Origin of the sequence: Enterococcus sp. DIV1420a, from assembly GCF_051712165.1 — a bacterium.
Lineage (GTDB): Bacteria > Bacillota > Bacilli > Lactobacillales > Enterococcaceae > Enterococcus > Enterococcus faecalis.
The window spans coordinates 568,338-590,823 of sequence record NZ_JBIOOI010000001.1; the positions used below are offsets into that span (position 1 = coordinate 568,338).

Here is a 22,486-nt window from a genome sequence, read left to right on the forward strand (position 1 = left end):
CTCTTTTGGAAGGACGATGAATCATGCGCTTGGAGACCTACCAACACTTAGTTGATATTTTAGAAACCAGCAACACCCCGATGAGCACACAAGAAATTGCCACAAAAATTCAATTAAGCCGCTCGGTAACCAGCTTATACTTAAATAAATTATTGGAAAAAGGTGAAGTCCAACAAACGGGAAAAAAACCCGTTTATTGGCAATTAACCCGTGCAACAACCCCCACGACCGATGTGTTTCGACAATACATCGGTAGCCAAGGCAGCGCCAAAAAAGCCATCGAACAATGCAAAGCCGCTATGTTGTATCCCCCATTGGGTATGCCTTTATTAATCCATGGAGCCAGTGGCGTCGGCAAAAGCTTTTTGGCAAAGCTGATTTATGAGTATCTAAAAAACGAACAAATCATTGGCCTGGAAAAATTCTACACCTTTAACTGTGCCGATTATGCCAACAATCCCGAATTACTGTCATCCATTCTCTTCGGCCATACCAAAGGCGCATTTACTGGAGCTGAATCAGAAAAGCAAGGACTCTTGGCCCAAGCCAATAATTCCGTACTCTTTTTAGATGAAGTACATCGATTATCCAACGAAAACCAAGAAAAACTCTTTCAGTTTATGGATACAGGAACCTTCCGTCCCATTGGTGAAGAAGGAAAAATGGTGCATTCCAAGGTCCGGCTACTATTTGCGACCACCGAAAACCCGAAAAAAGTCTTATTACCAACCTTTTATCGCCGAATTTCCGTAATCGTCTCACTTCCGAACTTCAAAGAGCGCCCCATTCGAGAACGGATTGCGATTTTAAAAAACTTATTCCACCGAGAAGCGAAACGAATGACCAAAGACATCAACGTGGACGAAGAAATCTTTACGGCATTATTAGAAAATGACGAACCTGGCAACGTGGGAAGTTTATCCAACAAAGTGCAGCTCCTTTGCGCGTCGCAATTACGAAAAACTTTGCCCAATCAACCCGTCGTCATTGGCGATGCGACTCAACCAATGATTACGATTCCTTTAGACAAAGAAGTGTTAGAAGAAGACACACTTTCTTCCGATATTTTCGCAACATTTGAAGCCTTATTTACAAAAGAAAAAACACTGGCCCACTTAAAAACTGAACTGACACAATTCATTAAATATTGTTTAGACGATGAAATAACCTTAGAAAATGATTATTTTTTACAAAACCTAGTCACGGAAGTCCAAACCAAAAACAAACTAATTATTAACCAACCTGAACAAACTGAAAAACCGATGAAAGATGTTGCCAAATTGCTGAAAATTTTACCGCCAACATTTAACGAAACAATGCTCCTTCCAGTCCAAGCACAGTTAAAAGAACACTATCCGCGAACGGTTTCCCTCGTGAAAAACTTAGTCAGTCCGCTGCCAGAAGAATACCGTTTCTTGACAGAGGTACTCTTATCTGTATTACTTAGCGGAGAAATTTCTGAAACGATTCCTTACCAAGCGCTCCTCGTGGCGCATGGTGAATCGACTGCCACAAGTATTCAAGCCGTTGCCAACAAATTATGTGGTACCTATATTTTTGATGCGATTAACATGCCCTTAACCTCTTCGGTCAGAGATATCGTCGCCGAAGTTAAAGAGTGGCTTTCTCAGCGGGACACATCACAAGGCGTCATTATGCTCGTCGATATGGGTTCCCTGACACAACTTTATAAAAGTTTGAAACCGCAAATTCTTGGAGAACTTTTGGTGATCAACAACCTGACCACTGCCTATGCGTTGGAAATTGGTCATCAATTAATGAACGAACAACTTTTCTATGGTATTGCTAAAACCGCTGAAAAAAAATTTAAAACCGATGTACAGTACTTTGAAGGCTTTTCAGTGGAAAAAAATATCATTGTCTCTAGTATTTCAGGTCTGGATATTGCCAAGCAAATCAAACAAATCTGTCAAAAATACCTGTATACTGATATTAAAGTCATTACCCTAAAATACAAAGATTTGGTGAACACGTTAGACATTGCCAACGCCGAAGAAAATTATTTAAAAGAAACCTCGCTCATTTTGACGACGTCTTACTTAGACAACCATACGAATGTTGCTAGCGTGAACCTCTTAGACATGTTAGACGAAGATGCAGGAACCCAGTTGATGGAACCTTTCCAAAACTTGATGCATCCCAATAACATCGATAGCATGATTAACGAATTTGTTCACTTCTTCTCGAAAGAAGGCTTGTCAGAAAAACTAGAATTTCTAAATCCTGACGTCATTATTAAACAAGTCGAAAACGTTACAAAAAACATTGAAAAACGCTTCGACCTCACACTCAGCGGCAAAATGAAATTTAACTTAATGATGCACAACGCGCTCATGGTAGAGCGGACAATGCTCGGCGTTGAAGACTATGAAATCCCTGCTAACCTAGAGGAACTAACCATTAACCAAAAACCATTTTTCCAAAATGCTAAAAACATTTTCTATACTCTAGAACAGTTTTATCGAATAGAGATTTCCAACTGGGAACTCTATGTGATTTATGAAATTTTGTCTTCTCGGTGAGGGTTATAGGGAGAGTCTCTTTTGTTCAGATGATTATCTTAAAATATAGCTAGTGGGCCATAAGTCATTTCGACTTATGGCCCACTTTTTTTATTTTGTGTTAAAACACTTTCTATCAACAGAAAGTGTTTCAATAAATATTTCGTTTAGGCAGCGCCATTTCCTGTAGTGTAAACGAACAGGACAGTGAACAGGATGGACACGCCAACCATTATTAATTTTTTCGTTTTGTCGGGGTCCTCTTGAAGTAGCCATTTAATCAACAGACTGCCTCTAATCCGTTGACTTGCCTTCTCTTTTTCAGTCGCTGACTTTGTATAACGCCAACCATAAAAGTGCCAACGAAGTAAATTGGCGTACCAAGCTCGATAGTTTTTAGAAAGAAAACCACCACAGATAAACAATGCTCCTAATAAAATATCCAAATACAACCAAACAATAAATGTTAACGGAATATCGATTAATGAATAATTCTTCACTTCAATCACTTGATCTTTCAAGCCAAATTGATGAATAATCCGTTCTTGGTATTCAGAATCCGTCTCCGCTTCTTCTTTTCCCCCAACAACTTTTATGGCTGACTCGACGCCCATACCTTTTATAAAAGCTTGCTTGGAATGACAATACTTACATTCCACCACTTGATCAGCGGTATCGTACCATCTAAACGCATTCGCCCCACAACTTTGACAAACCACACTACTCATTTTCTGCCTCCGATATTCGTTATTTTTTATGACTATGTTTCATTACTTAATGATACCATTTTTTGGAGAGGGTTGGGTTAGAGAGATTGATAAAAAAGACACTTTCTCATTGCGAGAAAGTGTCTTGAAACATTGTAATTGATTAGTAAGCGAACACGTTCGCAACGACTCCAAGTAATTAACGTTTTGAGAAATATCGTTCTATATTTATGTACATTCCAATACATTTAAATACCGTTGTATCAACATTTCAAAGAAATAGAAATTCTTTTGAAGGGATACTAACAGACTAAATTGTATAAAAACAAGACCAATTATGACCAAATTGATAGTTGACTTTGATTACGTAAAATCAATATATTTTTTGGAGATAAACCCAGTTGTATATAATTATGGATTTTCTTTATAAAGAAAAAATACTGCTAAATTACTATTAAAAAGTTCCTGAATACGATGAAAAATGTAATCGTAGCCAACAGGTTAACTGAATCTCTATAAGTAATGAAAAACTAGCAATCAATGGTAAAGTACTGTCAAACTAAGACAGTACTTTTTTATAGTATTAAATACCATTTCATCCCCTTAAGCAGAATATGTTTGTTTTGTCAAATTAACATTATACATTGCCGATTTATTTCAATTTCATGTTATCAATCGAAAAACTGATATGTAAGGAAACTCCTTTATTTGGATAATTAGTAATGATAAATATAGAATTTATTTTTATTTGTTTTTAGTATACTTGAATAAATGCGTAGAAACTGCTTTATAGTTGAACTATTTTTATTGATTTGTTTCTCTACTCTGTTATTTAAGCAGTTAAACAAATCTTTCTGAAGAATAGGAAGTCGGATTCTATGTCGTATTAGTATGAAGGGAGTTAAAATAATTGAAACGATAAAAAATAGTTAGAAACTGTTTTCTCGCTTGTTAGTGACTCTGTTATTAGATCGAAGGTTCATTGATTTTATCCGGAAATTCAGCATATCTATTGGCAACATTTAGTAATAATAAAATCTATGAAAGAGTTAATTGTTTAGAAGTTTTTTATGTATAAATATGACAAAACATTTATTAACATTTTATTAAGGAGGTACCTGGTAATGAAAAAAGCACATTTTCAGGCTAATATACGAGCTAATGAACCTAAATATCGTGCCAAAATGTATAAAAAAGGGAAAAAATGGATTATTAAAGGTCTTCTATTTTCTTCTTTAGTTTTAGGTGGTCTAATATTAACGGATACAGAACCCGTCCATGCGGCGGAATGGACTGCTAATTCTGTCGAGAGTATTCAAGCTAAGCTTTCGGCGAATCAATCCAGTTATACTTTTGAAGAAGGTGATACATTTTATAATATTTCCCTAGCAGTAAATGTTAAATGGCAAAAATTGATGGAGCTCAATGGGTTTGAAGACGGTAGCCAATACCATGTTCCGGTAGGAACCACCATTAGTTTTGATGGATCACATATTAAAGTGACGAATCAACAGGGAGAAATAGTAAAAGAAGCTCAGCTAACTCCAGCAGATAAAGTAGACCCTAGTGCGACTTTCGCTAACCAAACTTCTGATTTACCCAAAACAGCGGTAAGTTCTACCCCAAGCCTACCGATCTCTAATGGTGCAGATAAGTTAAGCACGAGCAATGACCAACAAGGAGCTGATTTAACCCAAGCTAAAGTAGATGCGCCAACAACTTTAGCGGATAAAAAACAAGCCTTGCTAGAAATGCAAGCAGAATTGGCTGCTTTAGTACAAAAACAAGAAGCGCTTGAACAAGAAAAGCAAGAGCTAGAATTACGTTTGACGAAGGATGTCAATCAAGCAAATAGTGTTAAAGCGGCGGAATTAACCCAGCAACAAAGCGATCTAACGCAACAAGTTAAGCAGTTACAAGAAGAATTAAGCTTACAAAAAAATCACTTGCTCGAAACGAATAATCAACTTACGACAGCTCAACAAGAAAAAGAGAATCTTGCCACACAATTAGCCACTGCGGAACAGGCGTGGCAAGTCACTCAACAAAAAGTGACGAATTTAACGACTGGAAAGCAAGCACTAACTGTCCAGTTAGAAAACCTATCCGAAGAACAAGTAGACCAACGGTCCGCATTAACAGATAAATTAATGGCTATCCAAGCAGAACTAGAGGCAACTACAGCCAACGCTACCCAATTAAACGAGTTACAAGAACAAGTTGTTCAAGCAACAAATACTGTCACAGAACTAACCAAGCAACAAGCGGAGCAACAAACGCATATAACGGATCTTCAAGCCCGGCTAGAGCAAGCGCAAAAGCAATTAAATAGTCTTGCTGTACCAACGACAAGTCAAGCAAATAATGCGCAAGCAGCCGCCGATACTGCTACCCAATTAGCTAATGATGAGAAAAAACTAAACGAATTGACCAATCAAATTACTACGTTAAAGGCCAATATTAGCCAGTTAACCCAAACTATAAATGCATTAGAGGAACATATTTCAGAAGCGCAAGCAAATTTCCAAGCCCTGAAAGTCACTGTTAATAAGCAAGATGATGCGAACCAGTTACTACTTGCGAAAGAAGCCGCAAAAACGGCCATTATTGCGACAGATTTAAGTAATGAAGAAAAAGCAAATTTACTAGCCCAAGTCGATAGTGCAACAACACTAGATACTGTAGCCGCTGTTCAAACGAAAGCAACGGAAGCGAAAGATGCCGAAACAAAACTAAATGACGCCAAAGCCGCTGCGAAAGATCAAATCAATGCGCTTACTGATTTAGCCGAAGCTGACAAGAACACCCTACTAGATCAGGTTGACAAAGCGACTACCTTGGCGGATGTCACCACTGCACAAACCACCGCAGAGACTAAAGATACTGCAGTGAAGGAAGCGAAAGCAGCTGAAACAAAATTAAATGAAGCGAAAGATGCCGCAAAAGCGACCATTAACGCGACAGATTTAAGTAATGAAGAAAAAGCAAATTTACTAGCCCAAGTCGATAGTGCAACAACACTAGATACTGTAGCCGCTGTTCAAACGAAAGCAACGGAAGCGAAAGATGCCGAAACAAAACTAAATGACGCCAAAGCCGCTGCGAAGGATCAAATCAATGCGCTTACTGATTTAACCGAAGCTGATAAGAACACCCTACTAGATCAAGTTGACAAAGCAACTACCTTGGCAGATGTCACCACTGCACAAACCACCGCAGAAACTAAAGATACTGCAGTGAAGGAAGCGAAAAAATTAAATGACGCCAAAGCCGCTGCGAAAGATCAAATCAACGCGCTTACTGACTTAGCCGAAGCTGACAAGAACACCCTACTAGATCAAGTTGACAAAGCGACTACCTTGGCGGATGTCACCACTGCACAAACCACTGCAGAGACTAAAGATACTGCAGTGAAGGAAGCGAAAGCAGCTGAAACAAAATTAAATGAAGCGAAAGATGCCGCAAAAGCGACCATTAACGCGACAGATTTAAGTAATGAAGAAAAAGCAAATTTACTAGCCCAAGTCGATAGTGCAACAACACTAGATACTGTAGCCGCTGTTCAAACGAAAGCAACGGAAGCGAAAGATGCCGAAACAAAACTAAATGACGCCAAAGCCGCTGCGAAGGATCAAATCAATGCGCTTACTGATTTAACCGAAGCTGACAAGAACACCCTACTAGATCAGGTTGACAAAGCGACTACCTTGGCGGATGTCACCACTGCACAAACCACCGCAGAAACTAAAGATACCGCAGTGAAGGAAGCGAAACTAAATGACGCGAAAGTAGCTGCGAAGGATCAAATCAACGCGCTTACTGATTTAACCGAAGCTGACAAGAACACCCTACTAGATCAGGTTGACAAAGCGACTACCTTGGCGGATGTCACCACTGCACAAACCACTGCAGAGACTAAAGATACTGCAGTGAAGGAAGCGAAAGCAGCTGAAACAAAATTAAATGAAGCGAAAGATGCCGCAAAAGCGACCATTAACGCGACAGATTTAAGTAATGAAGAAAAAGCAAATTTACTAGCCCAAGTCGATAGTGCAACAACACTAGATACTGTAGCCGCTGTTCAAACGAAAGCAACGGAAGCGAAAGATGCCGAAACAAAACTAAATGACGCCAAAGCCGCTGCGAAGGATCAAATCAATGCGCTTACTGATTTAACCGAAGCTGATAAGAACACCCTACTAGATCAGGTTGACAAAGCGACTACCTTGGCGGATGTCACCACTGCACAAACCACCGCAGAAACTAAAGATACCGCAGTGAAGGAAGCGAAACTAAATGACGCGAAAGTAGCTGCGAAGGATCAAATCAACGCGCTTACTGATTTAACCGAAGCTGATAAGAACACCCTACTAGATCAGGTTGACAAAGCGACTACCTTGGCGGATGTCACCACTGCACAAACCACCGCAGAAACTAAAGATACTGCAGTGAAGGAAGCGAAAAAATTAAATGACGCCAAAGCCGCTGCGAAAGATCAAATCAACGCGCTTACTGACTTAGCCGAAGCTGACAAGAACACCCTACTAGATCAGGTTGACAAAGCGACTACCTTGGCGGATGTCACCACTGCACAAACCACCGCAGAAACTAAAGATACCGCAGTGAAGGAAGCGAAACTAAATGACGCGAAAGTAGCTGCGAAGGATCAAATCAACGCGCTTACTGATTTAACCGAAGCTGACAAGAACACCCTACTAGATCAGGTTGACAAAGCGACTACCTTGGCGGATGTCACCACTGCACAAACCACTGCAGAGACTAAAGATACTGCAGTGAAGGAAGCGAAAGCAGCTGAAACAAAATTAAATGAAGCGAAAGATGCCGCAAAAGCGACCATTAACGCGACAGATTTAAGTAATGAAGAAAAAGCAAATTTACTAGCCCAAGTCGATAGTGCAACAACACTAGATACTGTAGCCGCTGTTCAAACGAAAACAACGGAAGCGAAAGATGCCGAAACAAAACTAAATGACGCCAAAGCCGCTGCGAAGGATCAAATCAATGCGCTTACTGATTTAACCGAAGCTGATAAGAACACCCTACTAGATCAGGTTGACAAAGCAACTACCTTGGCAGATGTCACCACTACACAAAACACTGCACAAACTAAAGATACCGCAGTGAAGGAAGCGAAACTAAATGACGCGAAAGTAGCTGCGAAGGCCACCATCAATGCCCTAACCAACTTAGATGCAGCGGACAAAACTAACCTGCTTAACCAAGTCGAACAGGCTACAAGCATGGCGGCGGTTGCACTGGCTCAAATGACGGCTGAAGCGAAAGACGCCGCCACCCAAGATACTGGAAATAAATTAAGTATTGCTAAAGATGCCGCAAAAGCGGCCATTAATGCCGCTACCTTGGGAGTGGCGGAGAAAGCCCTCTTGTTAGCCCAAGTTGATCAAGCAAACACGTTAGCTGAGGTGACTGCTGTTCAAAATACGCTAGCAGCAAAAGACCCTGGGAGTCAATTAGATGTCGTTAAAGCAGCCGCAAAGGCCACTATTAATACTTTAGTAGATTTGAGCCTTGCAGAAAAAGCCACCCTACTGGCGCAAGTTGAGGCGGCAACACGACCTGCGGATGTGGTTAAAATCCAAACAAATGCGGTTACGCTAGCGAGTGAAAACCAAATTTTACAAATGGCGAAAGACTTAACCAATGCCAAAGCAATGATTGCTACTCTGCCTAATTTAAATGCTGCTGAAAAAGAGGTCTTTATCACGCAATTAGACGCAGCAAACACCCCTGACGAAATTGCTACGATTACTGCTCAAGCCTTAACCATCACAAAAGAAACAGCGAAGGCGACCATTAATGCTTTACCACAGTTAAGTACGAGCGAAAAGAATGTCTTTTTAGATCGGGTCACTGCGGCGACTACGGTGGATAGTATTAAGAAAGCCGAAATCGATGCGACTAAATTAGCAGAAGAAAACCAGCTTACGCTTGATAAAGCCAAGGCTAAAGCCACCATCAATGAGTTAGCGGATTTGAATACGTCAGAGAAAACGACCTTATTATCCCAAGTGGATATAGCACAAACTCCGCAGGCATTGGCAAATATCCAAGCAGAAGCCCAAGCGACCGCCGCCAATAATCGGCTCATTGCCGCAAAAGTGGATGCGAAAGTAGCTATTTCCGCCTTGTCGGATTTAAACAACGAGGAAAAAGTTAGCCTCTTGACCCAAGTTGATCAAGCTACGACGCCTGAACAAGTGGCGCAAGTCCAAACGAATGCGGTCACGCTAGCCAATGAAAATCAAGTTTTACAAGCGGCGAAAACCTTAACTAACGCTAAAGCCGTCGTTTCAACCCTAACAGATTTAAGTGACGAGGAAAAAACGGCCTTTATGACCCGAGTCAACGCCGCAACTACTGCCGATGAAATCAAACAGCTGATTGATACAACGACTGCTAAAGCGTTAACGACCGCCAAAGCTGCTGCACAGGCAAAAATTAATGATTTGACGGATTTAAGTAGTGAGGAAAAGGCCATCTTTAATGCCCGAGTTACAGCTGCACTGGACGCCGACGGCATTATGGAAGCACAATTAGCTGCGACTAAACTAGCAACTGAAAATCAATTGATTTTTGCTAAAGCGGAAGCCCAAGCGGCGATTACAGCCCTAACCGGCTTGAGTGATGAAGAAAAAGCGGCCTTGAACAAACAAGTAAGCGTGGCTGCTACCGCAATGGATGTAACGAAACTACAAATTGATGCCGCTAAATTAGCGGGTGATCATCAAGCCTTAAAAGCTCAACAAACTATTGCAACCACAGCGATTGAGGCTCTATCTGACTTGAATGCAGCTGAAAAAGCGGCTTTTATCAATCAGATAGCACTAGCAACCTCTCCTGATGAAGTGATAAAAATTCAAAATAACGCCACAAAAGCAGCGGCGAAAGCGGTAATTAATGCCCTAAAAGATTTAGATGATACCCAAAAAGCGACCTTACTAGCCCAAGTTGACGCGGCAAAGACGCCAGAAGAAATAGCACAAGCCCAAAAAACAGCTACGATTCTAGCGAATGAAAACCAAGTCTTGCAAGAAGCGCAAACATTAAACACGGCTAAAACATTAATTTCGACCTTACCTGGTTTAAATGATGAAGAAAAAGCCAACTTACTGGATCAAGTCAATGCTGCAACTACTGCCGATGAAATCAAACAGATGGTTGATACAATCATGTCGAAAGTATTGAATGGCACTAAAGCCGATGCCAAAGCGAAAATCAATGCGTTAACGGATTTAAGTAGTGGGGAAAAAGCCATCTTTACGGCCCGAGTAGATGTAGCGACCACGGGTGATGGCATTGTGAAAGCGCAAAATGATGCAATAAAATTAGCGGCAGAAAATGCCCTCTCATTAGCGAAAGCTAACGCTAAAATTGCCATCAATATCTTACACGGATTAAGTGAGGTAGAAAGAACTACCTTGGCGGATCAAATTGATGCTGCAACAACAGTTTATGAAGTTGCCACTATCCAAGCAGCAGCAGAAGCGAAAGCGATCGGCAATAGTCTAGAAACAGTGAACGCGGCCACCACGGCGAAATTAATTATTTCCGCTTTAACCGGATTAAGTGACGAGGAAAAAACGGCCTTTATCACACAAGTAAATGATGCGACCTCGGCAGAAGCAATTAACTTTGCTAAGGATACGGCGGTAACCAAAAATAATTTCATAATAGTTAAAAAAGCCGCTCAAGCTGATATCACTGCCTTAACTGAATTAGCTGATGAAGAAAAAACGGCCTTTATGAATCAGATCAACATGGCAACTACGGCAGATTTAGTCGCAAGCATACGAAAAGAAGCTATTAAGCGAGACAATGATAGTATCATAGGAAAGCCAAAAGCAGAAGCGATAGCGAAGATTACTCGGTTAACGACTTTAAATAGTACTGAATTAACAGAATATATTAACCAAATCAACGACGCTACCTCAGGTGCTCAGATTGATACCATAACTAAAGCAGCGGAAGCGAAAGATTATAATTATCGATTAGAAGAAGCTAAAGCTGAATTTATTAGTATATTGAGAAGTAGTTCAGCAAATGAAGATAATATAAATTCTGCTATTAGTTATGTTGAAAATATTAATGATATTGAAAAATTAAGTACTATTAAGTCTATGAGTTCTACTGATCCTGCTGGATTTTTAATTGCTATGAATTCTATTAATCCTACTAAATTTTTAGGTGCTATAGACTCTGTATACACTTTATACACTAGTAGTGATGATTTTACTAAAAACATAATAATTAAATTAGCTTCTAGTCCATCAGGATTAAGCCAAGAAGAAATTGATTCTATTAAAAATAACAAAACTATGATCAATGCTATTAATACACTGGCAAATTACTATTTAGCGCAATCATCTGCCTCTCCAGCATCTATTAGTAGCACTAAATCTCGATTAGGTACCGCATATGGCTATGCAACTGCAGGAACAAGTATTTACTGGTTACTAATAGACTTAGAAGTAGCTAAATTACTAAACGTAGAATTTACAACATCAACTACAATTTCTGTTTATGGTTATAACTATACTTACAGTAATTATGCCGATGTTACAAGTACGTTTAATGATCATAATTATAGCCATGCTGATATGTATAATAAGCAAGATAGTTATAGTGCATTGATGTCTGAACTAAATAAACTTTATGTAGCTAATGCTAAAAAATAGAAATTACTATTAATAGTTAGGATAACTAAAACTACCTACCACTGTAGACGCTAAATAATCTCTATAATTACGAAGCGTCTAAACTAAAATCATTAAAAAAAGCAAACTTTATTAATTAAGAATTAACGACTACAACAGTGGATATAGTGAACAGGATGGCAGATGGTGTGTGACGAAAAAAAGTCATGCACCTTTTGTCAATCTATTATACGAAGCAACCGCCTTTTTCAGACGAGTAAAAGCGCCCTACGGAAGGAGTCTTGTTAATGCGCCATACACAGCGTGAAATTGAATGGCAGAATAGCAGAGTGAAATTATTACGGGAACTCTGTCTAAAATACCCGTATCTAAACATGAATGAGTTAGCGCATCGTTTACAACTAAGCGTAGAAGATGTTTACCAGCTCATTAAAGAATACGACGTGCCTTATTGTTGGAAGTTCCAAAAAGAAAAAAAGTTAATAAACTAGTTAAAAAGCCACTATGCATTTAATCGCCGATAATAAGCCGAATTACGCAAATAAATAATGGATTGCTTATTCTAGTAACTAAGACGATTTTAACGAAGGAGCTGGTTTAACTATGACCCTAAACAATTCCTTTACTGAATATATCAAACAACAATTTACTGCTGAATTATACAGTGCCGCCAACCACTTTGTTGAACACGAACTCTCTGAAGTAGAACTTGCTTACTATCCAGGGGTTAAATTTACGACCTTCTCATTGTCTGATCTGTTGGTTAGAAAAGTTTATGTACAAGACCGACCAGGTCTTTTTCTACGATTCGATGTACTGGCAGAAGCGGTTTTAACGGTGCTAGATGATGGATATGATGATACGGCGTATCAATGGTTACGGATTGCTTGTGAAGGACAGCTACATGCTGGCTTAACTTCCTTGCACGTGTTACGTTGTGATTTTTATGATAACCAAAAATCGCATTTTACTCATACCTTATCTGAGCAGCTAATCCCTGTTTTAAGCACGGGACAACTAGAAAAATTGGCAACGGATTTTTTACAAAGTTATGCTCCACAGGCGTTAAATACGCCGATGGCACTTGACCCCAAAGCCCTCGCTGAATGTTTGGGTTTAAAGGTAGTAAAACAATCGATTACTCCTGATGGAACGATTTTTGGACAAACTTTTTTTGTGGATGATCCCCACGGTCATACCGCAGGAACCATAGTCATTGAAGAACAGTTAGCGACTATGACTAGTCAAGCCGTAGTAAATATGACCATTATGCATGAATGTATTCATTGGGTCTTACATCGTAAAGTATTTGAACTTGCTCGTTATTATAAAGAGCAATTAAACAGTCTGCCCACGCTACCAAGAGCCCCAGAAAAACCTTCAGTAAAACCAGCAACCACAGACCAAGGATTGATGTGGATGGAATGGCAAGCACGAGCGTTAGCTCCTAAAATTTTAATGCCAGAAAAAATGGTACATCACTACATGGCAACTGTATTACCCGCTAGGATCGTCTCAACTTTAAAAGAACAGCTCCCAGCCACCATAGACCATGTCATTGAAGCAATGGCGCATACTTTTAATGTTTCACGATTAGCCGCTAAAATCCGCTTAGTTGAATTGGGCTACGAAGTAGTCATGGGGGCGTTTAATTTTATTGAAGATCGCTATGTTCCTACTCATTGCTGGCAACTCGGACAGCTTCAATCCCACCAAACGTTTTGCATTGACCCAGTAAGTGCAAAACATGAAATTGAAAGGAATCCCAAATTACAAGAAAAACTATTGTACGGGCAATACGTCTATGTGGAAGCCCATTTTGTCCTTAATACCCCTAAATATGTGACCCGCGATCAACAGGGGTACCTGTGTTTAACCCCTTATGCCCGCGCGTTTATGGATGAATGTGCGTTATTATTTGAGCTAAAGCTCCCATTAAAATCGCCCACCGTCCCACAAGAGTGGTTGTTAGAACTGGTATTAAATCGGGAACAACGGGCACCCTTTGAATTAGAAATTACTTGGCATCAAGGGTATGAACATGCCACACCGGCAAAACAAGCGGCTTATTTACAAGAAATCATTACGGAAAATAGACGGATGTATCAACGATTAACGAATGATGTTAGCGATTGTTTACAACAAGTATTAGCATGGCGTGGGCTAACACGTAAAGAACTGGCTGATAAAATTCCCATGGAGGAACGTCAAATCCGACGGATTTTTTCAGGCGAATCAAGTGGGTCACTACCAACCTTAGTGGCTATTTGTCTCGCTTTGTATCTACCATCCAACATTAGTTTTCATATTATTGAACGTTCAGCAGTATCTTTTAACCTTAATGATCCTGCTCATGAATGGTATCATTTTGTCTTATCAAGCTGTGTCGGAAAATCTTTAGAAGAAGTCCGGCATCTGTTAAGGGAAAAACAAATTCCTTTGTAAAAAAGGAAGCATAGAAAACAAATTGATTGAAATAGCCACCTTACTATCGCATTAATAACGGGAACTGCCAATAAAAGAATAGTCATTAAGCGCCTTATAAGTGAACGGTCAACTCGCTTATAAGGCGTTTTTTGGACTAATAAAAAGAGTAAATCGGTAAAATGAGCCCACTTTCATAACGTTTTTTTCTGAATAATTGAAAAAAGCGGACATCCCCATGTCCGGTTTGAGAAAAATAAAAAAACAAATAGAAACGTTGAAAATACCGTTATAGCGATGTTTCCAGTGGTTAATATAATTTTTTGAACTATTCATTTTTTTTAATATTACATATTAATAAGTAAATCAGAAGGTATAAACGCTTATTTAACAATGATTATTGTTCATAAAACGTGAATAAAAAAACGGACATCTCCATGTCCGCCACAATGTGTGAAATCTCGATTACAATAAAGCTATCAACCCGGGTTGTACAGATAAAAACCTTCATTATGCGCAGAATGAAGCCACTACATTAAATTTTTCTAGGAGGATACTCATTATGAAAACAACCTTTAATCAAACCAATCACTATACCGAAACAACCGCTCAAAAATTTATCGTACCAGATAAGCCCATTCAATGCGTGACGACCTTTATGGAAACCCAATACGAATACGTTGAAAAGCAACGGACAGACACCATTAAAGGCTATAAACTTTGGTTTATCCAAGAAGGCTTAAACCCTTTCCCGGTAAAATTTGAACAACAACCAACCGTACCCCCTTTTTTAGCCGTCATTGAATTTGAGCACTTACAAGGAATTGAGATTCGCAACAATGTGTATTTCAAAGCCGACGGCTTAAAGGTCGTGAAATGATGGATGCACACGCCATTGAACAGTACTTAAATCAGAGTTTAAATATGGCTCTCGCGATTAATGGTGAATCAACCTATACCAACTCGTTTTATGTGGTAGTACAAGCGGACGGATTTCTATTCGTCCCCCGTACCCCCGCGGGTTATTTAATTGATGATGAACTGTATCAAAAAATTTTTATTATTGCCAATGCTAGCCTTTATCCGCGCTATACCTTATTAAAACAAACAACCGCGTACTTTCTTCCTTTAGACACGGAGGATATTCATACGCAACGAGCACTGTTTTTTCCATGGTTCAAAGGCATTAGCGAACGGTTAGTGATCCCCAATTTACACTCGTACGTTCGCCAAACTAAAGATACCCAGATTCCCATCATGAAACATCTAACGATGGATTATCAAAAAGTAACGAGTATCGTGATTGCGGGGAACTCTGGGAGTGGCAAATCGTATTTCTTAACGTATTTATTGGAACAATTGTTCACCCGCTCCCAGTTAATTATTATTGACCCAAAATTCGATAGTCCTTCACGTTGGGCAAGAGCTCACCAATTGACCGTCATTCACCCGACCAAGAATCGTTCGAGAAGTGATTTCGTTAGTCAAGTCAACGATGCTTTAAGCCAAGTATTAACGACTATTTATGAACGGCAAGAACAACTATACGATCAACCCACCAAAGTCTTTGAACCCGTTACGGTAGTGATTGATGAAGTCTTGGCTTTATCCGAAGGCGTCAACAAATCTATCAAAGAAGCCTTTCTCTCCCTATTGAGTGGGATTGCCTTATTAGGTCGGGCGACGAATTGTCATTTAATTTTAGTCTCCCAACGCTTTGATTATAACGCGGTGCCCGTTAGCGTGCGTGAACAAGCCAACGTGTTTGTTCAAATTGGCAATATTAATAGTAAAACGACCCAGTTTCTTTTTCCTGATTTGGATCCCGCGGGGATTGTGATTCCCATTGGAAAAGGAACCGGCTTAATTCAACTCATTGATGATGAACATCCGTACCAAGTACTCCCGTTACTGACACCGACATTTTACACTGAGAAAGGAATTTTATCATGAAGAAAACCTATTTTATGCGCTGTTACCCACTAGCCTATGGCTTGTGCTTAAGTTGGATCGTCGTACTTGCCAGCTTCATCCTATTTACCATGGTACCAATTCATGAACAAACGAATCCGAGTGAATGGTTCATTTTTCCATTCTTGCCTCAACTCTTTCAATGGCTAAATATACTATTAAAATATAGCGTTAGGCTGATGCCGTTTTTGTTACTAGGGTTGTTACTCCCTGAAATAATGAGGCGCAGGAAAACAGATACCGGGCGTAATTTGATAAAAGCCCTGCTGGGCACCGTCATTTTCCGTCGTTTTATCCGTCAAATTCCGACTACCGTTCCGACGAATGAATCATCAGAAAAACAATGGTTGCCTGATAAAACTACCGTTAGCTGTTTCAATCGAGCAGTAGGAAAATCGGTCTTGGATATTACCCAAACGCATCTGCAATTATGGATTAAGATGCCACGGGAAATTCAAGCGCAACAGCTGTTGCATGAACAAGAAAATCATATTAAAGCCCATATTGCGAGTTATTATCCGGAATATGTGCTATCCCCTTTTGTACGGGAAAAGCGGAATTTATGGTTGATGGGTACGAAACACGAGTAAGTGGTCAGGGCTGCTTTTGTTCGGAACGAAAACAAAGGAGCAGCCCTGAGCACAACTAGTAATAAAAATTGTGCCAACTCAAAAAGAAGCCAAAAACCTTGATTTCACACGGTGGTAGGGCTTGTTATACCACCGAAATAGTAATTGTTCCAGTTCCAAAAATATAGCAAAAAATGATAGAAATGAGGAAGAGCATATGAAAAAAGAACGAAATATGATGTACGTTCAAAACATAACCCATTTCCCTTTTAAAAACTTGGCAGCCTGTATGACACATATTAAAAAAGTTATTAAACCTAAACGATGTGCAGGTATCATACATGACAAAGATGTTTATACCAAAGAAGAACAACTAGATTGGGAAAAACAGTATGAAACACCGTTTCCCCATATGATTGGGGAAAAGAAAGCCGATCATGTACACGTAATGATGCAATTTGAAAACCCTCGTAGTTTAGAAAATATAGCGAAGCTTTTAGGAGACCAACCGCAAACGATTCAAAAATGGCAGGGAAACTATAAAAACGGCTTTGCCTACTTAATCCATGCCACAACAAACGCTAATAACCAATATCCCTATCCTCCAGAGGAAGTTCTAGCGAACTTTGACTTTGAAGAAATGATGCTAGAAATACAAGAAAGCATCAAACAAAACACCAAATCAACAATTGTCAAAGATGAATTAATTATTAGAGCTTGTTTAGACCAACTAAAAACAGGTGACATTACTTTAAGGGAAGTGGAAGACCTCTTAACCGGTTATCAATATGCAAAAGCAAAAAATCGAATTGAAAATGTTTGGTTAAAGCGTAGAAAAGATTTATCAGAAAATTGGCGAAAAGAAATGATAGATACGGGAAAAGCGATTGATGTGATTTATATTTATGGGCAAGCAGGAACTGGGAAAACACGACTAGCAAAAGAATATGCGGAAAAAAATGAGAACGGATATTTTTTAACAGGTTCCAGCCGTGATCCTTTCCAACTATACCAAGGAGAACAGACTATTATATTAGATGAACTTAGACCAGCAACATTTTCTTACAATGATTTGCTAAAATTACTTGATCCTTTTAATATTCATTCTAACGCTCCCAGTCGTTATTTCGATAAAGTATTGACAGCTGATTTAATCATCATTACATCACCATATAGCCCTAAAGAGTTTTACCAAAGCATAGAAAAAAATGATAAATCTTTTGATAAAAAAATAGATAGTTATTATCAGCTAGCTAGAAGATTAGGTTTAGTCCTTTATCTCACAAAAGACACAATGCAAATTGCATTTTTTGATGAATATCTGCAAAATTTCATACTGGATACTTCATCAAAAGAACCTAATCCCTATCAACAGCTAACAACTGATGGTACGTTACGTCAAAATAGAATAGCCGAAAAACTCTATAAAGACGTAGTAAAGACCTTTTATTCGAAGGATAACTCTAAACAAAAAACTTATGAAAAGGAAGCCAGCGAACAAGCAACTCTTTTTGAAACTTATACAAAACTAGAAATAAATAAAAAAATAGTACCCACAGATAATGGAAAAAGCCTCATCATCGACCCGACCAAGACCAATAATGATGAGACTACAGAAAATTGATTCTTCATACTAAAAATATACCATTCAAATTTAAATATAAAAGATTATAGCAATAGAATTTAAAAAATTCATCTTTCGTTTAATTCTTATAACTATTTAAGAGGAGGGTTATAAATGAATGCAAATAAAAAATTTCCGTATCTTTTAACTCGTGAAATGGCTGCTATTTACTTAGGGATCGATCCAAAATCATTTGATAAATACCTAAGACAAAATACTCATTTGAAACGCTTTATGATAGGCAGTCAAGAAAGATACACCATAAAAGATATTCAAGAATTTATTGCAAAAAATTCCGTATATTAATTCACTAGTTGATAGATGGCTACTTTGGTTATAAAATAAAGGAGTAATCAGAAGTCATCTATCAACTTTGTCTTGAAGAAAGGGAAGTTGATATGCCAACTATTGAAAAAAGAGGGAAAAATTCTTTTCGTGTACGCGTTTCTATCATGGAGCATGGTAAACAAAAACAAATAGCCAAAACATTCCCTACTAAATCGGAAGCTAAAATTTGGGCACACCAACAAGAAATTTTGAAAGGAAAAGGGAAAAATATCTCCCGAAGAGAAGATACATTTGCGGATTTTTTTGAATCATGGGTTTATACAGTCAAACGTAATGATGTCCGACCAGCAACTTTTATTAACTATGAACGTACTTTAGCAATTGTACGTTCTTTATTCAAGGACATCAAATTATCAAATCTTGATGATTTAGTCGTTCAAATGAAAATTGATGAATACGGCGAAACACATTCTCGTAAAACAACAACCGAGGTATTACTTAAGATTCGTACAGCCTTACATTACGCGTATGCTCGGGGATTACTAGATAATGACTTTGGAAGTCTTGTAAAAACCCGTGGAAAAGAATTAGAAAAACGTAATAAAGCATTATCTATTGAAGAAATGAAAATCCTTAGAAAGTATCTTATTGAAAATTCAACCGTTGAATTTCATGTAGTTGCTCTTTTGGCACTAGAGACTGGAGCAAGACGTGGGGAAATTCTCGGATTGAAACCAGAAGACATTTCTGAAAAAAGTATCCATATTACTCGTTCAATTAGCCCTACCAGCGACGATACCAGATTAAAAACAAAAAAATCACAACGTACAGTAGCTATTACAAAAGATGTATATAATATAGTAAGCAAAATTACGCCGAAAGCAAATGGTTATCTTTTTGATCCTGATGGATTTAGACAATCAGCCGCTTTAAAAAAGGTACTGATAAAGTTAGGGTTAACAACCACTACTTTCCACGGACTAAGAGATACCCTAGCATCATTTTTATTTTCAAATGATATTCGGATAGATTATGTATCAAAAATATTAGGGCATTCAAATTTACAAACAACTATGAATTATTACCTTGAATTAATGCCAGAAAAAAGACATCAGCAAGAAGCTGATGCCTTAGAATTATTGAATTCTTTATCTGACTGAGCTTAAATAAGGCCAAGTAAGACCAAAAAAAGCGCATAAACGTTGATATATCAACGTTTGTATTAACGTTTTGAGAATTGTGAAGCTTTACGTGCTTTTTTAAGACCTGGTTTTTTACGTTCAACCATACGTGCGTCACGAGTAAGTAACCCAGCGCGTTTTAAAGCAGAACGGAAGTCAGGATCTACTTGTAACAATGCACGAGCGATTCCGTGACGGATAGCTCCTGATTGTCCAGCATAGCCACCACCGTTTACGTTTACGATTACATCGTAAGCGCCTTTTGTTTCAGTTACGCCAAATGGTTGGTTGATAACTTCACGCAAGTCAGCATGTGGAATATATTCTTCTACGTCTTTTTTGTTTACAGTAATTTTACCAGTACCTGGTACTAAGCGTACGCGGGCAACTGCATTTTTACGACGGCCTGTGCCGCTATATTGTACTTGTGCCAATGAATTTCCCTCCTTAAATTAAGTTCGTGATATCTAATACTTCTGGTTGTTGTGCAGCATGTGGATGCTCAGCTCCACCGTATACGTTCAATTTAGTAAATTGTTTACGTCCTAAAGTGTTTTTAGGTAGCATACCTTTTACAGAAGTTTCGATAAGACGGCGAGAGTTTTTGTCGCGTAATTCACCAGCAGTCACTGATTTTAATCCTCCAGGATACATTGAGTGACGGTAGTAAATTTTGTCTGTAGCTTTTTTACCTGTTAATTTTACTTTATCAGCGTTAATTACGATTACGAAATCTCCAGTATCCACATGTGGTGTGAATGTTGGTTTATTTTTACCACGTAGTACAGAAGCAACAACTGCTGATAGACGTCCTAAAGGAACATCTGTTGCATCTACTACGTACCATTTACGTTCTACTTCGCCAGCTTTGGCCATATATGTTGTACGCACGTTTCTTTCCTCCAATTTTGTTTTCGATGTTTGACATACACTTGAGTTTCCGGGGCTCATTGTGGGGCAAACAATACCATTTAATATTTTACCTTCAATCACTGATAAAGTCAATGTTTTTCTGCGCTTTCAGAAAATAGATTTTCACTTATTTTTTTGTGCCTTTTAAACAGAAAAAAACCGCCAACGTCAACGTCAGCGGCTTTGGGAGTTGTTTTAAATTATGCGTCAATACCAGGCGCTTTGCCAAGTTTGGCTTGTAACATCCAAATATTTTTTTCGATGTCTGTTTTGTTTGCGATGAAAATGTCTTGTGTGCAGTCGTCGCCTTCTTCACCAGAAACTTCGATTCCTTTTGCGTAAAGGTCTGCTAAGTAACGGTAGCCTGCTACTAATTTTTCCATACGTTCTGGAATGGTGCGGTCCCAGTTACCAATTTCATCTTCAATTTTTGTATTTTCTGCGAATTCACGCAATGTTGAGAATGGAGAGCCGTCCAATGTGATTAAACGTTCTGAAACAACATCTAATTGCTCATTGATTTGATCCATGTATTCATCCATTTGTGGGTGAAGTGTTAAAAATTCAGGTCCACGCATATACCAATGTGTTTGATGAATTACCACGGAAAATTGGCTTAAATCTGCAACGAGTTGGTTCAAAATTTCTTTTGTTTTTTCAAATTTCATTCTTTGTCATCCTCCTAAATATTATTTCTACACTCTTAGTGTAATATGAATTGTGAAAAAAGTACACTGAAAACCTTTCTTTTTTAAAATTATTATCAAATTATAATAATTACAATTAATAATCTAATTAATTTCCTGAAATCGCTGTTTTTTCATCCGCAGTGACGACTTTTTGTTCCGCTTGAGTGAGGATCGTGTCGAGTGCCTCTGTCAACTGGTCAGTATCTTCTTTTCCTGTGACGAAAGCTAAAAAAAACTGATTCAGTCTCAGTTGCTCCACTGCCGGCAAGTACCATTGTCCTTCTACTTGCTTAACCGTTAATGGCAGTTCAACTGGCTCATGGCTGACATTGATTTGTTGGATTTCTTTTTTTAAAACGGCTAACGTGTGCTGCATGTCTAGCGCTTGTGTCGCCTGTTGCGTTTGCTGAAGAAGAGCAGTGGTTGTATCTTCAATCGCCGTCACAAAATCTAAGCCCTTAATCTGAAAAGTGATTGTCGCTTGCCCATTCAATTCTTTCGTGGCTACTAGTTGATATGACGCTTTTTTCTTCACTTGAGCCAGTAATTCTGCGCTAAGCTTCTGGGCTTCAGTCTCGGTGACTTCAGCGTTCATTTCTTTTAAGCTATTGAAAAACTGCTTCTGGAACTGTTGACGGCTCGTCTGCAAATGCTCCGCTAAGACTTTCGGTTCACGAAAAGTTTGAGAGAATGTCTCTGGCTTTTCTTGATAAATAAAGTAATCTACCAACTGTTGCGCTGCTTTTTCGCCGGAACGAGACGGTGCACTGCAGCTTGCTAACGCCCCAATGAATAACAGAAATAGTGGTAGTAGCTGCTTCTTCATTCCTCATCCTCATTTCCTCAAGTCTTTGTCTCTCTTCTAGTTAAGCAACTTCTCAGCCATTTGTCAAAGCTATTTAC

General features: G+C 38.8%; 15 protein-coding genes. 10 read left to right on the plus strand and 5 right to left on the minus strand.

What is annotated here, in order from left to right; all coding sequences use genetic code 11:
* Positions 1 to 23 precede the first annotated feature (23 nt).
* Positions 24 to 2,543 carry a sigma 54-interacting transcriptional regulator gene (locus tag IGI80_RS02995; protein WP_002354793.1) on the plus strand — a complete coding sequence of 840 codons (2,520 nt, stop codon included), beginning with the start codon at positions 24 to 26 and terminating at the stop codon, positions 2,541 to 2,543.
* Between the two features lie 146 nt (positions 2,544 to 2,689).
* Here IGI80_RS02995 and IGI80_RS03000 read toward each other — a convergent pair whose 3' ends face one another.
* Positions 2,690 to 3,250, minus strand: a complete 561-nt coding sequence (locus IGI80_RS03000; RefSeq protein WP_002354788.1) for a hypothetical protein — start codon at positions 3,248 to 3,250, stop codon at positions 2,690 to 2,692.
* Between the two features lie 1,103 nt (positions 3,251 to 4,353).
* Between IGI80_RS03000 and IGI80_RS03005 the strand changes: the two genes are divergently transcribed.
* The 9 genes from IGI80_RS03005 (at position 4,354) to IGI80_RS03045 (ending at position 19,961) form a co-directional block, all read left to right on the plus strand.
* Entirely contained in the window at positions 4,354 to 11,946 is a 7,593-nt protein-coding gene (locus tag IGI80_RS03005) for a LysM peptidoglycan-binding domain-containing protein (protein WP_438722638.1), read from the plus strand.
* A gap of 266 nt (positions 11,947 to 12,212) precedes the next feature.
* Positions 12,213 to 12,416: a hypothetical protein gene (locus IGI80_RS03010; protein ID WP_438722640.1), complete on the plus strand. Its 204-nt coding sequence runs from the start codon at positions 12,213 to 12,215 to the stop codon at positions 12,414 to 12,416.
* 112 nt (positions 12,417 to 12,528) lie between these two features.
* Positions 12,529 to 14,370 carry a hypothetical protein gene (locus tag IGI80_RS03015; protein WP_438722642.1) on the plus strand — a complete coding sequence of 614 codons (1,842 nt, stop codon included), beginning with the start codon at positions 12,529 to 12,531 and terminating at the stop codon, positions 14,368 to 14,370.
* 541 nt (positions 14,371 to 14,911) lie between these two features.
* On the plus strand, positions 14,912 to 15,229 hold the full coding sequence (locus IGI80_RS03020; protein ID WP_438722644.1) for a hypothetical protein: 318 nt from the start codon (positions 14,912 to 14,914) through the stop codon (positions 15,227 to 15,229).
* The gene (locus IGI80_RS03025) at positions 15,226 to 16,302 is read left to right on the plus strand and encodes an AAA family ATPase (protein ID WP_438722646.1); all 1,077 of its coding nucleotides are present in this window, start codon (positions 15,226 to 15,228) and stop codon (positions 16,300 to 16,302) included. Before IGI80_RS03020 ends, IGI80_RS03025 begins: the two co-directional genes overlap by 4 nt.
* Positions 16,303 to 16,538: 236 nt before the next feature.
* The gene (locus tag IGI80_RS03030) at positions 16,539 to 16,910 is read left to right on the plus strand and encodes a hypothetical protein (protein WP_438722648.1); all 372 of its coding nucleotides are present in this window, start codon (positions 16,539 to 16,541) and stop codon (positions 16,908 to 16,910) included.
* 196 nt (positions 16,911 to 17,106) lie between these two features.
* A complete protein-coding gene (locus tag IGI80_RS03035; protein WP_438722650.1) occupies positions 17,107 to 18,513 on the plus strand; it encodes a Rep family protein in 1,407 nt (468 codons plus the stop codon).
* A gap of 114 nt (positions 18,514 to 18,627) precedes the next feature.
* Positions 18,628 to 18,819 (plus strand): DNA-binding protein, encoded by a 192-nt coding sequence (locus IGI80_RS03040; RefSeq protein WP_438722652.1) that lies wholly within the window; start codon positions 18,628 to 18,630, stop codon positions 18,817 to 18,819.
* 92 nt (positions 18,820 to 18,911) lie between these two features.
* On the plus strand, positions 18,912 to 19,961 hold the full coding sequence (locus tag IGI80_RS03045; RefSeq protein WP_438722654.1) for a tyrosine-type recombinase/integrase: 1,050 nt from the start codon (positions 18,912 to 18,914) through the stop codon (positions 19,959 to 19,961).
* A 62-nt stretch (positions 19,962 to 20,023) separates the two neighbouring features.
* On the opposite strand, the gene rpsI is transcribed toward IGI80_RS03045, so the two are convergent.
* The 4 genes from rpsI to IGI80_RS03065 form a co-directional block, all read right to left on the minus strand.
* Positions 20,024 to 20,416 carry a 30S ribosomal protein S9 gene (gene rpsI / locus IGI80_RS03050; RefSeq protein WP_002354786.1) on the minus strand — a complete coding sequence of 131 codons (393 nt, stop codon included), beginning with the start codon at positions 20,414 to 20,416 and terminating at the stop codon, positions 20,024 to 20,026.
* A gap of 13 nt (positions 20,417 to 20,429) precedes the next feature.
* A complete protein-coding gene (gene rplM / locus IGI80_RS03055; protein WP_048670019.1) occupies positions 20,430 to 20,858 on the minus strand; it encodes a 50S ribosomal protein L13 in 429 nt (142 codons plus the stop codon).
* 236 nt (positions 20,859 to 21,094) lie between these two features.
* Positions 21,095 to 21,562 (minus strand): Dps family protein, encoded by a 468-nt coding sequence (locus IGI80_RS03060; protein ID WP_002354782.1) that lies wholly within the window; start codon positions 21,560 to 21,562, stop codon positions 21,095 to 21,097.
* A 127-nt stretch (positions 21,563 to 21,689) separates the two neighbouring features.
* Complete coding sequence (locus IGI80_RS03065) at positions 21,690 to 22,409, minus strand: DUF5105 domain-containing protein (protein WP_086281506.1); 720 nt, start codon at positions 22,407 to 22,409, stop codon at positions 21,690 to 21,692.
* Positions 22,410 to 22,486 lie beyond the last annotated feature (77 nt).

Excerpts from the sequence above, each read along its gene's own strand:
- IGI80_RS02995 (WP_002354793.1), top strand. The coding sequence starts at position 24 with ATGCGCTTGGAGACCTACCAACACTTAGTTGATATTTTAGAAACCAGC.
- IGI80_RS03000 (WP_002354788.1), bottom strand. The coding sequence starts at position 3,250 with ATGAGTAGTGTGGTTTGTCAAAGTTGTGGGGCGAATGCGTTTAGATGG.
- IGI80_RS03005 (WP_438722638.1), top strand. The coding sequence starts at position 4,354 with ATGAAAAAAGCACATTTTCAGGCTAATATACGAGCTAATGAACCTAAA.
- IGI80_RS03010 (WP_438722640.1), top strand. The coding sequence starts at position 12,213 with ATGCGCCATACACAGCGTGAAATTGAATGGCAGAATAGCAGAGTGAAA.
- IGI80_RS03015 (WP_438722642.1), top strand. The coding sequence starts at position 12,529 with ATGACCCTAAACAATTCCTTTACTGAATATATCAAACAACAATTTACT.
- IGI80_RS03020 (WP_438722644.1), top strand. The coding sequence starts at position 14,912 with ATGAAAACAACCTTTAATCAAACCAATCACTATACCGAAACAACCGCT.
- IGI80_RS03025 (WP_438722646.1), top strand. The coding sequence starts at position 15,226 with ATGATGGATGCACACGCCATTGAACAGTACTTAAATCAGAGTTTAAAT.
- IGI80_RS03030 (WP_438722648.1), top strand. The coding sequence starts at position 16,539 with ATGAGGCGCAGGAAAACAGATACCGGGCGTAATTTGATAAAAGCCCTG.
- IGI80_RS03035 (WP_438722650.1), top strand. The coding sequence starts at position 17,107 with ATGAAAAAAGAACGAAATATGATGTACGTTCAAAACATAACCCATTTC.
- IGI80_RS03040 (WP_438722652.1), top strand. The coding sequence starts at position 18,628 with ATGAATGCAAATAAAAAATTTCCGTATCTTTTAACTCGTGAAATGGCT.
- IGI80_RS03045 (WP_438722654.1), top strand. The coding sequence starts at position 18,912 with ATGCCAACTATTGAAAAAAGAGGGAAAAATTCTTTTCGTGTACGCGTT.
- rplM (WP_048670019.1), bottom strand. The coding sequence starts at position 20,858 with ATGGCCAAAGCTGGCGAAGTAGAACGTAAATGGTACGTAGTAGATGCA.
- IGI80_RS03060 (WP_002354782.1), bottom strand. The coding sequence starts at position 21,562 with ATGAAATTTGAAAAAACAAAAGAAATTTTGAACCAACTCGTTGCAGAT.
- IGI80_RS03065 (WP_086281506.1), bottom strand. The coding sequence starts at position 22,409 with ATGAAGAAGCAGCTACTACCACTATTTCTGTTATTCATTGGGGCGTTA.